The following is a 13,906-nucleotide window of genomic DNA, read 5'->3' as shown; positions in this document are numbered from 1 at the left end:
GGCTCAGGTGGCCTCGCCGTTGATCCAGGTCTTGACGATGTTGGCCACCGCGATCGGGTTCTGCTTGGCCAGTTGGCGCGCCTGCTCCAGGCGCACCTGCTCCTGTGTGGGAGACAGATCGACAGCGGGTCCGGCCAGCGCCGGACGGTCCAGCTGCTCGCCCTCGATGGCATTGAGCTGACCGCCCACGGCAGCCGTCTTGCGGCCCTTGAGCATGGGTCGCACCAGGCCCAGCAGCAAGATGGCGCCGAACAGGGCCAGGCCGATGGGCACGCCCAGGCTGCGGGCCATGTCCAGCACTTCGGACTGGCGCCACAGCGGCACCTCGGCCGGCGCTTCGTCCTGCACAAAGGGGGTGCTGACCAGGTTGACGGAGTCACCGCGCTCGGCGCTGTAGCCCACGGTCTCACGCACCAGGGTCAGCAGTTGCGCCTGCTGCGCCGCCGTCAGGCCGCGCGCTGCGGCGGCAACGGTGGCGGCATCGGTGGCACCACCGGCTGCATTCGGCGCAGCGGCCGCCACCAGGGGCGCATTGATGACCACGGCAGCCGTCAGGCGCTTGATGCTGCCCGTGCTGCCGCGTGTGTGGCGCACGGTCTTGTCCACTTCGTAGTTGGTGATGGACTCGCGCTTGCTGGCAGAGCGCACGGCGTTCTGTCCATCGGCCGCCTGGGGTGCGGGATTGGCGCCATTGACCGGCGCGGACGCGTTCTGGGGCGGCTGGTTGCTGGTGGCGCCGGGGATGCCGGTGGGCTGGGGCGGCTTTTGCTCGCCCGTGCTCTCCACCACCTGCTGGCTGCGCACCACGCCCGCGTCGGAGGACTGGTTGGGGCGGTGCTGCTCCGAGGTCGATTCGGTCTGGCTGAAATCCATCTCAGCCGAGACCTGGGCCTTCACATTGTTCTTGCCGACCACAGGCTCCAGGATATCCAGGATGCGGCGCACGTACTGCTGCTCGATCTGCTGGGTGTAGTTCAGCTGCTGCATGTCCACGGCGTTGGCGTTGCCGTCGGGCGACTGCGACAGCAGCTTGCCCGAATCGTCCAGGATGCTCACGGCCGTGGGCGCCATCTCGGGCACGCTGGAGGCCACCAGGTGCACGATGCCCGCGATCTGCGTGCGGTCCAGCACGCGGCCGGGGTACAGGCTCAGCAGCACCGAGGCCGAAGGCTTTTGCTGCTCGCGGAAAAAGCCGTTCTGATTGGGCAGGGCCAGATGCACGCGTGCGCTTTGCACGGCGGCCAGGGCCTGGATGGAGCGCGTCAGCTCGCCTTCGAGGCCGCGCTGGAAATTCAGGCGTTCCTGGAACTGGGTGATGCCGAACTTGCTGTTTTCCATCAGCTCGAAGCCCGTCACCGAACCCTTGGGCAGGCCCTGGGTGGCCAGCTTCAGGCGCACATCGTGCACGCGGTCGGACGGGATGAGGATGGCGCCGCCGCCTTCCGTGTAGCGGTATGGCACGTTCATCTGCGACAGCTGGGCGACGATGGCGCCACCATCCTTGTCGCTCAGATTGGAGAACAGCACCTTGTAGTCCGGCTGGCGGTAGAACATGGCCGCCGCCCCCACGGCGACAACCAGCAGCACGGCGATCGCGCCCCAACGCAGGCGCTGGCCACGGTCCATGGCCGTCCAGCGCTGCTGCAGGGCAGGCTGGGGGACGGGAGTGGCTTGGGGGACAGGGATTTCAGCGACAGCAGACATCTTGGTTCCAGGTGTTCGAGCCCTGCACACACAGGACCCTAGCGTGCTGTCGATTATTCGAAGTCCGCCGCTTCACATTCGCCCGATAAGCGCGCCGTTTGACCTTCTATTTGCCCGGATGCGAAAACCCTGCCGACCTACGATCTCGTCATCTTGCTAACTCCGATGGAATGTGTCATGGACCTTCGCATCCCCAGTACCACCTCTCCCCTGTACGGCACCCAGCTCCCCAAAGGCGTGGGCGCAGGCGACGCATCGACCAAAGTGGCGGCTGGCGGCTTCAGCCAGGCCCTTCAAGGCGCGCTGCAGTCCGTCAGTTCAGCCCAGAACCACTCCAGCCAGCTGCAGCGTGAAGTGCAGCTGGAGAACCCGGCCGTCAGCCTCGAAGAAACCATGATCGCCATGCAAAAGGCACAGATCGGCTTCCAGGCCACGATGCAGGTGCGCAACCGGCTCGTGCAGGCCTATACCGACGTGATGAACATGCAGGTCTGAGGACGTCCGGCCCCGGCCGGACCCTCTTTGCCCACCCAAACCGCAGACCGCAGACCGAACAGCATTTGCGCGCACCATCGCATGGCTGCGTCTTTCCGGCACGCGCAGGATCCGGCCTTCTTCAAGGCGTTGTTCCGCTTTCGCCGAACCGGGCCTTTGCCCACCCTCCCCATTCCTGGCCGCCCGTCACCGCACGGCCCAAAGCCCCCGTCTTTTTCAGCAAGCGTGACCTCCTCCCGCGCATGGAGGGTCGCCTGCCGATGCGCAGCCCTGCCTGCACCGGCCGGCAGGCGCGTCACGCCGACGCCACCCCGGAAAAGACAAAACCCTCGGGCACGCGTGCCGGAGGGTTGATCAGGACAGGAAAAAAGGAAGAAGGAGGCTGCTTCAGCTGGCCGAGTGGTAGATGCGCGCCTTGCCCGGTCCGGCGTGAGGGTGTCCATACAGGTCACGTCCATACGTGGCTTGGTCCGAAGCCTGGGGAATCAGCGCCGCCGCCTGGTGCTGGGCCACCACCGCCATGCGCGCCAGCTGGTCGCGCTGCATGGCCATCTGCTCGCCCAGAGCCTGGGCGCGCTCGCGCAGCTCCTGCGTCCAGTCGGCCGCGCTGAAGCGGCGGGCCAGTTCGGAAAACGCCGCCATGGCATCGCGCAGCCGGGTACTGGACTGCTCCAGCGCGACCGCATCCTTCGATTGCAGCGAGGCGGACACCATCCGGACCACCGCGTCCAGGGAATCGAGCATCTCGCTGAGAGTCATGGGACAGGCCTTGCTGAAAAAAGAAAGCGCGTGCTCGCGCCGGAAGGAAAAAACCGAGAAAGAACCGAACCCGCGCTCAGACGCGCGAGTGCGAGAGGAATTCCTCGGAGTTGGCCAGCAGCTTGTCGGCCACGGCGTCGGCGTTCACGCGGAAGGTGCCGTTGGCAATGGCTTCGCGGATTTCCTTGACGCGGTTGGCATCGAAGTCGGCGGTGGCACGACCAGTTTGGTCCAGTGCGCGGGCCGAGTTCGAGAACGACACGGGAACACCGGCCGCCTTGGCAGGCTGGGCCTGTGCGGAGGATTCCTCGCTGGCAATGGCGCTGGCTGTCTTGGGCTGCTTGGCGGCGGCCTGGGAGGCAGCGGCGGGCAGTTCCGGTTTTTGACCTATCTTCATCTTGATTCTCCAATCGCCCTGGCGGCGTAAGGCGCTGTGCCTAGCTTTCGACTGCCTGGAACAAAACTTGAGGTTTTTTTACTGCACCAGCACCACGCCCTCGGGATTCACCACCCCGGAGATGAGCCGGCCATTATCCATGCGAACCCGCACGGTCTGGCCTTCGCCGGCGGCAGACATGGCCTTGCCCGACGATGTGACGGAAAAACCACCACCATTGACCAGAACACGCACTTCGGCACCCACCGCGAACAGCGCCGGCGTGCGCAGCATGTTCTGGCGCAGTGCCTGGCCTGCGGCCAGCGGGCGGGAAGCCACCAGGCCCACCCAGTCCTGCTGGTTGGCGTAGACGGCAGCCGAATCCTCGGCCCAGTCCACCTCGGCCTGGACGGCGTCGTCGGCCGACAGCGGGCGGCCCGAAGGCACGCCGTTTTGCAGCACCCAGGCAGGCCCCCAGGCCTTGACCGTGATGGGCAGGAACACATTCCAGGCCACGGCGCCCTGCAGGCAGCGCAGGCCCAGGCGGGTACGGCCCCACAGGCGCGAGCCTGCGGGCAAATAGGGTTCGACCTTGGCGCAGGCGGCCAGACGCAGGCGGGGATCGAGCTGGCCCATCTGCACTTCCATGCGCAGGGGCAGGGCGCCCGCACCGGCCATGCCCTGCTGCAGGGCCTCGTCGGCAAAGCGCTGGCCGATCTGGCTGAGCTGGGCCGCGCCATCGGGCGCGTTCTGCGCGAACGCGCTGCCTGCCAGCGATGCTCCAGCGGCGAGCGCAGCGCATGCGGCGGCGCGGGCGAAGGCTCGGGCGGCGGAAGGCGGATGGGCGGTGCTGAAGTTCGACATGGCTGGGGCTCCTGACTTGCTCCGGCACCCCGTCAGGATGGGCGGGATACATGGAGCGATGCCAGCAAATATAGGGCGGGCGCCGTTTTCCGAAGCGCCGAACTGCGCAGGCAAACGCGCTTTCTTTGCGCTTTAGCGTTCGGGCCCGATTTCCATAATCGACGCATGCCGCAGTCCGTGGGCTGCCGCCATTTCGTCAACCGATCACCGCAAATCCCAGAGGGCGAGGCCGACATGCTCGACAAGATGACTGAACGACTGGACTTCCAGAGCAAGGCGCTGGTGCTGCGCGCCGAGCGCCAGCGTGCAATCGCCAGCAACATCGCCAATGCCGACACCCCTGGCTATGTGGCACGCGACTTCAATTTCCGCGAGGCGCTGACGGCCGTCACCTCCGGCCCCTCGCCCATGACGCTGGCCAGCGTCAGCCAGGGCGGCCACATTCCGCTGCCTGCCGCCGCCTCGGGGCAGAGCGCGCAAAGCCATCTCGGCTACTCGGTGCAGGCCCAGACCAACATGGACAACAACACCGTGGACCTGGACCGCGAACGCGCCAACTTCGTCGACAACGCCGTGCGCTACGAAGCCACGCTGCGCTTTCTGAACGGCCAGGCCAAGACCATGCTGTCGGCCATCCAGGGCCAGTAAGCCGGCGCCACAGACCACAGGAGCTTTCCCATGTCCATGTTCTCCATCTTCAGCATCTCCGGCAGTGCCGTCAGCGCCCAGTCCCAGCGCCTGAACGTCGTGGCCTCGAACCTGGCCAACGTCGATGCCGTGGCCGGCCCCGACGGCAAGGCCTACCAGGCGCGCCAGGTGGTCTTCCAGACCGTGCCCATGGGCGAGGAAGGCTCCTCGGGCGTGCGCGTCAGCGCCATCAGCCAGGACAACACGCCGGGCCGCCGCATCCACGATCCCCAGCACCCGCTGGCCGATGCCGAAGGCTATGTGACGCATTCCAACGTCAGCGCCGTGGACGAGATGGTCAACATGATCTCGGCCTCGCGCTCCTACCAGAACAACGTCGAGGTCATGAACACGACCAAGTCGCTGCTGCTCAAAACCCTGCAGATGGGCCAGTGAGCCCCGTCCGCACCACATTCCAGGAGCCACTCCCATGATCTATGGCGCAGGCAGCGTCGCCAGCACGGCCGACCTCAACAGCAAGAACACCACGAGCAATTCGAACACCGACCCCGCAGCAGCGCAGGACCGCTTCCTGAAGCTGCTGGTCGCGCAGTTGAACAACCAGGATCCCATGAATCCCATGGACAACGCGCAGATGACCTCGCAGATGGCGCAGATCAACACCGTCACCGGCATCCAGCAGTTGAACAAGACCATGGAAAGCATGGCCGGCCAGTTCACGGCCATGCAGGTGCTGCAGGGCACGCAGATGATCGGCCGCACCGTGCTGACCGAGGGCAACACCCTGGGCGTGGGCAAGGAAAAGTCCTATACGGCGGCCTTCGACCTCGAAGGCCCGGCCGCCGATGTCAAGGTGCAGATCACCACGGCCGGCGGCGAGCTGGTGGACACCGTCGAGCTGGGCAGCGGCACCGCGGGCCGCAACTACTTCACCTGGGACGGCAGCAAGTACACGGGCGATGCCAGCCAGCTGCGCTACACGGTGCAGGCCACGAATGCCGACAAGGCCGTGGCCTCGACCACGCTGTCGCCCCACGCGGTGCTTGCCACGGGCACCACCGACGGCAAGCTGACGCTGGAGCTGGACGACGGCACCAACGTCGCCTACACCTCCGTCAAGGCCGTGTACTGAACACCGCACCAAACACCCCAAACCATCGCAGGAGCACACCATGGGATTCCAACAAGGCCTCTCGGGTCTGAACGCCGCCAGCAAGAACCTGGACGTGATCGGCCACAACATCGCCAACGCCAACACCACGGGCTTCAAGTCCTCGCGCGCCGAGTTCGCCGAGGCCGTGGCCAGCGCCGTCGGCTCGGCCAGCGGCCAGAACAGCGGCATCGGCGTCAATGTGGCCGCCGTGACCCAGCAGTTCCGCCAGGGTCCGATCACCACCACGGGCAACAACCTGGACGTGGCCATCAACGGCAACGGCTTCTTCGTCGTGCGCCAGCCCGACGGCAGCACGGCCTATACGCGCGCCGGCAACTTCGGCCTGGACAAGCAGGGCAACCTCAAGACCGTGCAGGGCGACAACGTCATGGGCTACCCCGTGGACGCCACCACGGGAAAGGTGCTGGCCGGCGGCCAGCCCGTGCCCATGGTCTTCCCCTCGGGCCAGCCGATCGCGGCCAAGACCACGACCAAGATCGACGTGAATCTCAACCTCGATGCCCGTGCCACCGTGGCTGCAGGCGATGCCACCAAAACGCCACCGATCCCGGCCACTCCTCGCGCCACCTATGGCACATCGGTCAATGTCTATGACAGCCAAGGCGTGGCCACACCTGTGCAGATGTACTTCGAGAAGGACGCGACCGCCAATACCTGGAAGGTCTATGACGGCCTTGATGACCCTACGGCAAACCCGCCCAAGACAGCGACCTTGCTGGCAACACTGACCTTTGACGCTGCAGGCAAGCTCAAGACAGTCGCTCCCAGCCCTGCGGTTGCCTCCATCCAGACCAACAATCCCAATTCGCCAACCCCGGGCTCCGTCAGTGTGACGCTGGACTTTTCCAATGTCTCCCAGTTCGGCACCAAGTTCGCGGTCAGCAGCCTCAAGCAGGACGGCTATACCGCTGGCGCGCTCACCGGCATCAACGTCGGCAACGATGGCTCCATCGTGGCCACCTACTCCAACGGTGTGACGCGCACCGAAGGCCAACTCGCCCTGGCCGCCTTCACCAATACCCAGGGACTGGGTGCCGTGGGCGACAACAAGTGGGTGGAGACCGCCGATTCGGGCCCGGCGCTGAACGGCACGGCCGAGTCGGGCACCTTCGGCTCGCTGCGTTCGGGCGCGCTGGAGGACTCCAACGTGGACCTGACCGCCGAGCTGGTGAACATGATGACCGCGCAGCGCGCCTACCAGGCCAATGCCCAGACCATCAAGACCCAGGACCAGGTCTTCTCGACCCTGGTGAACCTGCGCTGATAGCCAAGAACTGAGTCAGGAGAGCCGGCATGGACCGCATCATCTACACCTCCATGACGGGCGCCAACGCAGCGGCGCAGCGTCAGTCCGTGCTGGCCCACAACCTGGCCAATGCCGGCACCAATGGCTTTCGGGCCGAAATGTCCACCTTCCGCTCCGTGCCCCTGCAGGGCAGCGGCGCGGGCACGCGCGTGTTCGCGCTGGAGGCAACCTCCGGCTACGTGGACACGCCCGGCCCCACCCAGCGCACGGGCCGCGCACTGGACGCCATGGCCATGGGCCGCGCCTGGTTCGCCGTCCAGGGCCTGGACGGCCAGGAAGCCTACACACGCAATGGCGTGTTCGAGGTTTCCCCCGAGGGCCAGTTGGTCAACAGCAACGGCCAGGCCGTGCTGTCGGACGGCGGCGGCCCCATCGACATTCCGCCCGAGTCCACGATTTCCCTGGGCTCCGACGGCACGCTGACCGCCAAGACCGGCAACCAGCTGCCCGTGGCCGTGGGCCGCGTCAAGCTGGCCACGCCGGCCGAGGACGCTGCGCTGGTGCGCGGCAACGACGGCCTGTTCCGCACGGGCAACGGCGAGCCGCTGCCCAACGACGAGAACGCCCGCCTGCTGTCGGGCGCCATCGAAGGCTCGAACGTGAATTCGGTGGAGACCATGGTCGGCATGATTGCCGCCGCCCGCCAGTTCGAGACCCAGATGCGCCTGCTGCAGACCGCAGAAACCAATGACAAGACGGCCAGCCAACTCTTGAGCATGAACGGCTGAAAGCACTGAAAAGGAAAACGCCATGATCAATTCGCTGTTCATCTCCAAGACCGGCATGGAAGCCCAGCAGACCCAGCTGGATGTGATCTCCCACAACCTGGCCAACGTCTCGACCACGGGCTACAAGCGCGCCAGCGCGGTGTTCGAGGATCTGATCTACCAGAACCTGCGCCAGTCGGGCGCCCAGACCACCGAGCAGAACCAGCTGCCCACGGGCCTGCACCTGGGCCTGGGCGTGCGCACGGTGGCCACCTCGCGCAATTTCCTGCAGGGCGCCCTGCAGCAGTCCAACAATGCGCTGGACGTGGCCATCGACGGCAACGGCTTCTTCCAGGTCAACATGCCCGACGGCACCACGGCCTATACCCGCGACGGCTCCTTCCAGGTCGATGCCCAGGGCCAGTTGGTGACTGCCAGCGGCATGCCCATCGCCAACGGCGTCACCATTCCCCAGGGCGCGACCAAGGTGTCTATCAGCCCCGAGGGCGTGGTCAGCGTGACCATGGCCGGCCAGGCCGCGCCCCAGCAGGTGGGCAACATCGCGATGAGCCAGTTCATCAATCCGGCCGGCCTGGAGCCGCGCGGCCAGAACCTGTTCACGGAAACCGCTTCCTCGGGCCAGCCCCAGCAGGGCCAGCCCGGTGTCAACGGCATGGGCATGATCAAGCAGGGCTACCTGGAAGGCTCGAACGTGAACGTGGTGCAGGAGCTGGTGACCATGATCCAGACCCAGCGCGCCTATGAAATGAATTCCAAGGCCATCCAGACGTCGGACCAGATGCTGGCCAAGCTGGCGCAGTTGTAATTGATCTCTCCCCCTGAGCGGCTTCGCCGCTTCCCCCTCTCTACTCGCTTCGCGAGGGAGGGGGACGACGCCCTCGCTGCGGGGCGGCCCTTGCTCGGCGTCCCTGACCTGGGCCGCGCCGGTCTCCGGGGTCACGCCACATGCCTATGGCTCGCCAGGTTCATGCGAAGCATGGATCACTGAAACACCGGGAACATCGCCATGACCCAACGAACCTTCTCCCTTTCCGCGACGGGCACGTGCCTGGCGCTGGCGGCAGTCCTGTCGGGCTGCACGACGCTCAATGACCCGCCGCCGGTGGACATGCCGTCCACGGCGCCGCCGGTGCTGCCGCAGCCCGCCCCGGTGGCGGGCAGCCCCACGGGCAGCCTGTTCAACGCGGCCAGCTACCGGCCCGGTTTCGAGAACCGGCGTGCGCGCCTGGTGGGGGACCTTGTGACGGTGCAAATCGTGGAGCGTGTGACGGCCAGCCAGAAGTCGGATTCGGGCCTCAAGCGGTCCAACAAGACCACGGCCGGGATTTCGGCGCTGCCGCTGTTTTCGGGCAATGCGCTGGCCAATCTCAAGGACCGCTCCAACATCGGCTTCAACAACAACAACGACTACACGGGCTCGGGCTCGACGTCCAGCGACAACACGTTCACGGGCGCCATCAGCACGACGGTGGTCGATGTGCTGCCCAACGGCCATCTGGTGATCGCCGGAGAAAAGCAGATCGGCGTGAACCACAACGTGGATGTGCTGCGCTTCACGGGCACGGTGGACCCGCGCACCATGCAGCCCGGCAGCCTGGTCGCATCGACCCAGGTGGCCAACGTGCGCGTGGAATCGCGCAGCCGCGGGCAGGCCGGGGAAGCGCAGTCAATTGGCTGGTTGTCCCGGTTCTTTTTGAACGTTATGCCGTTCTGATTCTCCGGAGAATGGACAGCATGAAAGTACTGTCCATGCTCCTGACATTGCGCCAAGCGCAGCGCCCCTTCTGGGTTGCAGCCGCCCTCGGCGCCAGCATGCTGACCCTGCCGGCGCATGCAACACGCATCAAGGAGGTCGCTGCCATCCAGGGCGTGCGCAGCAACCAGTTGACCGGCTACGGCCTGGTGGTCGGCCTCGACGGCACGGGCGACCAGACCACCCAGATGCCCTACACCAAGCAGGCCCTGGCCAACTACCTGGAGCAGATGGGCATCTCGCTGCCCGCCACAGGCAACGCGGGCCAGCTGCAGCTCAAGAACGTGGCGGCCGTGATCGTCACCGCCGAGCTGCCGGCCTTTGCCCAGCCAGGCCAGACCATCGACGTGGTCGTCTCCTCCGTGGGCAATGCCAAGTCGCTCAAGGGCGGAACCCTGGTGACCACGCCGCTGCGCGGTGCCGACGGCGAGATCTACGCGCTGGCCCAGGGCAACCTCGTGGTCGGCGGCGCCGGCGCCTCGGCCGGCGGCTCCAAGGTACAGATCAACCACCTGAGCGCGGGCCGCGTGCCGCAGGGCGCCCAGGTCGAACGCGCAGTTCCCACCCCGATCAACGAAGGCGACAGCATCACGCTGGGCCTGAACGCCACCGATTTCCAGACCGCCGACAAGGTGGTGCGCGCCATCAACCAGCGCATGGGCCAGGGCGTGGCGCAGGCGCTGGACGGGCGCACCGTGCGCGTATCCGCGCCCCAGGACCCGGGATCGCGCGTGCGCATGATTGCCGAGATCCAGGAGATGCCGATCGAGACCTCCAAGCCCTCGGCCAAGGTCGTGATCAACGCACGCACGGGCTCCATCGTGCTCAACCAGGCCGTGACCCTGGGCCCCTGCGCCATCGCCCACGGCAACCTGGCCATCACCATCAGCACCACGCCGGTGATCAGCCAGCCCGGCGCCTTCTCGCAGGGCCAGACCGTGGTGGCCCAGAAGTCCGACATCCAGATCAAGCAGGAGCCCGGCAACATCATCAACATGCCCGGCTCCCCGCAGCTCACCGACGTGGTGCGCGCACTCAACACGCTGGGCGCCACGCCCCAGGACCTGCTGGCCATCCTGCAGGCCATCAAGGCCGCAGGCGCTCTCAACGCCGAACTGGAGGTGATATGAGCATCGCACTTCCCAATGGATCGCAGACTGCGGCCAGCAATGCGCTGGCGGCCGACGCCCGGTCCCTCAACGCACTCAAGTTCGCGGCCGGCGAGAACAGCCCGCAGGCCGCGAAGGAAACCGCCAAACAGCTGGAATCGCTGTTCATGCGCGAGATGATCAAGAGCATGCGCGAGGCGACCATGAAGTCCGGCCTGCTCGACAGCGCACAGGGCAACCTCAGCACCGACATGCTGGACCAGCAGCTGTCGGTGGCCATGTCGGGCCAGCCCGGCGGACTGTCGGATGCCATCACGCGCCAGCTGGCCCGCACCATGGGCTCGGAAGCCGCCGAGGATGCCGAGATCTCCGTGCCCTCCACGCTGAGCATGAGCCGCATCGCCTGGCGCAGCACGGCCACCAATGCCAATGGCGCCGCCGGCGGCACCGCTGCCATCGGCGCCTGGAGCGGCAGCCGCAGCAGCGCGGCCCAGTCCGTCAACGCCTACGCACCCGCGCCCAAGGGCCGCGACAACTTCGTGGCCCACCATGGCGACGCTGCGGCGCGCGTGGCGCAGGAAAGCGGCATTCCGGCCGCCTTCATGCTGGGCCAGGCCGGCCACGAGACCGGCTGGGGCAAGAGCGAGATCAAGAACGCCGATGGCAGCAATGCCCACAACCTCTTCGGCATCAAGGCCGGCAAGGGCTGGACGGGCAAGGTCGCCGAGGTCACGACCACCGAATACATCGACGGCGTGGCGCGCAAGGTCACGGCCAAGTTCCGCGCCTACGGCTCCTACGAGGAGTCCTTCCGCGACTATGCGCGGCTGATCACCAGCAATCCGCGCTACGAGAAAGCCATGGGCAAGACCGACTCGGCCCTGGCCTATGCGACCGAGCTGCAGAAAGCCGGCTACGCCACCGATCCCGAATACGCCAGCAAGCTCAGCCGCGCCATCCAGAGCGCCGTGCAGAGCGCGGCACGCGCACAAGCCTAAACCGAGAACACGCCATGAGCCTTTTGAACGTCGGATCCCGCGCCCTGATGGCGAATCAGATCGCCCTGCAGACCACCGGCCACAACATCGCCAACGTCAACACGGCCGGCTACTCGCGCCAGAGCGTGGCCTTCCAGACCTCGCCGGGCCAGAACATGGGCAGCGGCTACATCGGCAATGGCGTGGATGTGAACACCATCCTGCGCAACTTCAACGAGTTGCTGAACCGCCAGGCGGCCACGGCCAGCGCCGTGTCGGCGGCCGATTCGGCGCGCGCCACCTCGCTGGCGCAGATGCAGGAAGTGTTCAGCGGCGGCAAGACCGGCCTGGGCGCGGCCATCACGGACATGATGAATTCGTTCGGCGATGTGGCCGGCGCGCCCACCGACCCGTCGGCACGCCAGGTGGCGCTCACGCGCATGAACGAGCTGGCGGCGCGCTTTCGCTCGGCATCGGCCCAGCTCGACGAGCTGGACTACAGCGCCAAGCAGCAGATGGGCAACGATGTGACCGTGGTCAACAGCCTGGCTGGCCAGGTGGCCACGCTCAATGCGCAGATCAGCCGCTCCATCGCCTCGGGCCAGACGCCCAACGACCTGCTGGACCAGCGCGACCAGCTGGTGCGCAATATCAACAAGTATGTGCAGACCAGCCAGATCCCCGCGGACGACGGCACCATCAGCCTGTTCGTGGGCGGCAGCCAGCCGCTGGTGCTGGGCTCCAGTTCGGCCCAGCTCACGCTCAAGGAGGCCACGGAGTTTCCGGGCAGCGGCAAGATGGCCCTGTACTTCCAGCAGCCCGGCGGCCAGAGCGTGGAGCTGACGCCCTCCATGCTGGGTGGCGGCGAGATCGCCGGCCTGCTGCAGTTCCAGGGCAGCGACCTGACCGAGGGCCGCAACCTGCTGGGCCGCATGGCACTGGCCATCGGCGACACGCTGAACCAGCAAAACAACCTCGGCCTGACGCTGTCGGGACAAAGCGGCAGCAATCTGTTCAAGCTGTCCATGGTCAGCAACGGCTCGACCACGGGCGCCCAGTGGACAGGTGCCACCACGCCGACAACCACGGTGGTCGATGCCAGCCAGCTCAAGGCCTCCGACTACCAGGTCGTCTTCGGCAGTACGGCCCCAGCGGGCAAGGTCATCCGCCTGTCCGACGGCAAGGTCACGGACTTCACCGACATGGCCGACCTGAGCTCCAAAGAGATCGACGGCCTGCGCTTCGACCTCAAGGCCGAAGGCGTGCAGGGCAACTCCATCCTGTTCCGCCCCATGGCGGCAGGCGCCCACGACATCCAGGCCGCCGTGCACTCGCCCAACGACCTGGCCGTGGCCAACCCCGTGGCCGCCAGCATCAAGTCCCTGGGCGACGCCACGCTGCAGATGGGCGGCATCCAGGTCAGCGCGGGCTTCGACCTGTCGACCTTTGCCGGCGCCGAGGTGTCGTTCAGCAAGAACGCTGCCGGACAGCTGGAGTACACCATCACCCCGGCACCGGCAGGCGGCATCCCGGCCACGGGCCTGTACACCTCCGGCCAGGCCATCCAGCTGGCGCCGGGCCTGCAGGTCAAGATCACCGGCACGCCCGCCATCAACGGAACCAACAGCGACAAGGTCACGCTGGGCAAGGCCACCGATCCGCAATACGGCACGGCCTACCAGCGCGATGCCGGCAATGCCAGCTCCTTCCTGGCGCTGCGCGACAGCAAGCTCTTCGATGGCTCGACCACGCTGAGCGACGGCTTTTCCACCGCCATGGCCCAGGTGGGCACCCGCACACAGAGCGCGCAGTACGCGGCCAAGCTGTCCGAGACCATCGCCAAGAACCTGGAGGCGGACCGCACGGCCGTCTCGGGCGTGAACCTCGACGAAGAGGCCGCCAAGCTGCTGCAGTACCAGCAGTCCTACCAGGCCTCGGCCAAGATGCTGCAGGTAGCGCAGAGCATTTTCGACAGCGTTCTGCAGACCGTGGGCCGCTGATCACAGGACAGGA

At 66.5% G+C, this 13,906-nt stretch carries 15 protein-coding genes; 11 read left to right on the top strand and 4 right to left on the bottom strand.

All coding sequences use genetic code 11. The features are described 5' to 3' along the window. Positions 1-3 precede the first annotated feature (3 nt). Entirely contained in the window at positions 4-1,704 is a 1,701-nt protein-coding gene (gene fliF, locus ACRSCF_RS03090) for a flagellar basal-body MS-ring/collar protein FliF (protein WP_432675184.1), read from the bottom strand. A gap of 177 nt (positions 1,705-1,881) precedes the next feature. Here fliF and fliE point away from each other — a divergent pair, with 177 nt between their 5' ends. Then, the gene (gene fliE / locus ACRSCF_RS03085) at positions 1,882-2,199 is read left to right on the top strand and encodes a flagellar hook-basal body complex protein FliE (protein WP_016449318.1); all 318 of its coding nucleotides are present in this window, start codon (positions 1,882-1,884) and stop codon (positions 2,197-2,199) included. A gap of 387 nt (positions 2,200-2,586) precedes the next feature. Here fliE and ACRSCF_RS03080 read toward each other — a convergent pair whose 3' ends face one another. The 3 genes from ACRSCF_RS03080 to flgA form a co-directional block, all read right to left on the bottom strand. Further along, the gene (locus ACRSCF_RS03080) at positions 2,587-2,958 is read right to left on the bottom strand and encodes a hypothetical protein (RefSeq protein WP_016449317.1); all 372 of its coding nucleotides are present in this window, start codon (positions 2,956-2,958) and stop codon (positions 2,587-2,589) included. 76 nt (positions 2,959-3,034) lie between these two features. Further along, positions 3,035-3,355 (bottom strand): flagellar biosynthesis anti-sigma factor FlgM, encoded by a 321-nt coding sequence (flgM, locus tag ACRSCF_RS03075; RefSeq protein ID WP_016449316.1) that lies wholly within the window; start codon positions 3,353-3,355, stop codon positions 3,035-3,037. 78 nt (positions 3,356-3,433) lie between these two features. Continuing rightward, positions 3,434-4,198: a flagellar basal body P-ring formation chaperone FlgA gene (flgA, locus tag ACRSCF_RS03070; protein WP_016449315.1), complete on the bottom strand. Its 765-nt coding sequence runs from the start codon at positions 4,196-4,198 to the stop codon at positions 3,434-3,436. Between the two features lie 234 nt (positions 4,199-4,432). Between flgA and flgB the strand changes: the two genes are divergently transcribed. The 10 genes from flgB (at position 4,433) to flgK (ending at position 13,893) form a co-directional block, all read left to right on the top strand. Further along, positions 4,433-4,846, top strand: a complete 414-nt coding sequence (flgB, locus tag ACRSCF_RS03065; protein ID WP_013800365.1) for a flagellar basal body rod protein FlgB — start codon at positions 4,433-4,435, stop codon at positions 4,844-4,846. Positions 4,847-4,876: 30 nt separating this feature from the next. Further along, the gene (gene flgC / locus ACRSCF_RS03060) at positions 4,877-5,281 is read left to right on the top strand and encodes a flagellar basal body rod protein FlgC (protein ID WP_016449314.1); all 405 of its coding nucleotides are present in this window, start codon (positions 4,877-4,879) and stop codon (positions 5,279-5,281) included. A 34-nt stretch (positions 5,282-5,315) separates the two neighbouring features. Further along, positions 5,316-5,978, top strand: coding sequence for a flagellar hook assembly protein FlgD (locus ACRSCF_RS03055; protein WP_016449313.1), 663 nt, complete (start codon positions 5,316-5,318; stop codon positions 5,976-5,978). A 40-nt stretch (positions 5,979-6,018) separates the two neighbouring features. Then, on the top strand, positions 6,019-7,284 hold the full coding sequence (gene flgE / locus ACRSCF_RS03050) for a flagellar hook protein FlgE (RefSeq protein ID WP_016449312.1): 1,266 nt from the start codon (positions 6,019-6,021) through the stop codon (positions 7,282-7,284). Positions 7,285-7,313: 29 nt separating this feature from the next. Beyond that, entirely contained in the window at positions 7,314-8,054 is a 741-nt protein-coding gene (locus ACRSCF_RS03045) for a flagellar basal body rod protein FlgF (protein WP_016449311.1), read from the top strand. 22 nt (positions 8,055-8,076) lie between these two features. Continuing rightward, positions 8,077-8,859: a flagellar basal-body rod protein FlgG gene (flgG, locus tag ACRSCF_RS03040; RefSeq protein WP_012202560.1), complete on the top strand. Its 783-nt coding sequence runs from the start codon at positions 8,077-8,079 to the stop codon at positions 8,857-8,859. A gap of 201 nt (positions 8,860-9,060) precedes the next feature. Continuing rightward, the gene (locus ACRSCF_RS03035) at positions 9,061-9,768 is read left to right on the top strand and encodes a flagellar basal body L-ring protein FlgH (RefSeq protein WP_012202559.1); all 708 of its coding nucleotides are present in this window, start codon (positions 9,061-9,063) and stop codon (positions 9,766-9,768) included. 20 nt (positions 9,769-9,788) lie between these two features. Next, complete coding sequence (locus ACRSCF_RS03030) at positions 9,789-10,937, top strand: flagellar basal body P-ring protein FlgI (protein WP_016449310.1); 1,149 nt, start codon at positions 9,789-9,791, stop codon at positions 10,935-10,937. Continuing rightward, positions 10,934-11,914 (top strand): flagellar assembly peptidoglycan hydrolase FlgJ, encoded by a 981-nt coding sequence (flgJ, locus tag ACRSCF_RS03025; protein WP_016449309.1) that lies wholly within the window; start codon positions 10,934-10,936, stop codon positions 11,912-11,914. The genes ACRSCF_RS03030 and flgJ overlap by 4 nt, the downstream gene beginning before the upstream one ends. A 14-nt stretch (positions 11,915-11,928) precedes the next feature. After that, a complete protein-coding gene (gene flgK / locus ACRSCF_RS03020) occupies positions 11,929-13,893 on the top strand; it encodes a flagellar hook-associated protein FlgK (RefSeq protein ID WP_034366512.1) in 1,965 nt (654 codons plus the stop codon). Positions 13,894-13,906: the final 13 nt, after the last annotated feature.

The organism is Delftia sp. 11MD (genome assembly GCF_050907895.1).
GTDB lineage: Bacteria > Pseudomonadota > Gammaproteobacteria > Burkholderiales > Burkholderiaceae_C > Comamonas > Comamonas tsuruhatensis.
This window is presented reverse-complemented; position numbering and strand designations above follow the sequence as displayed.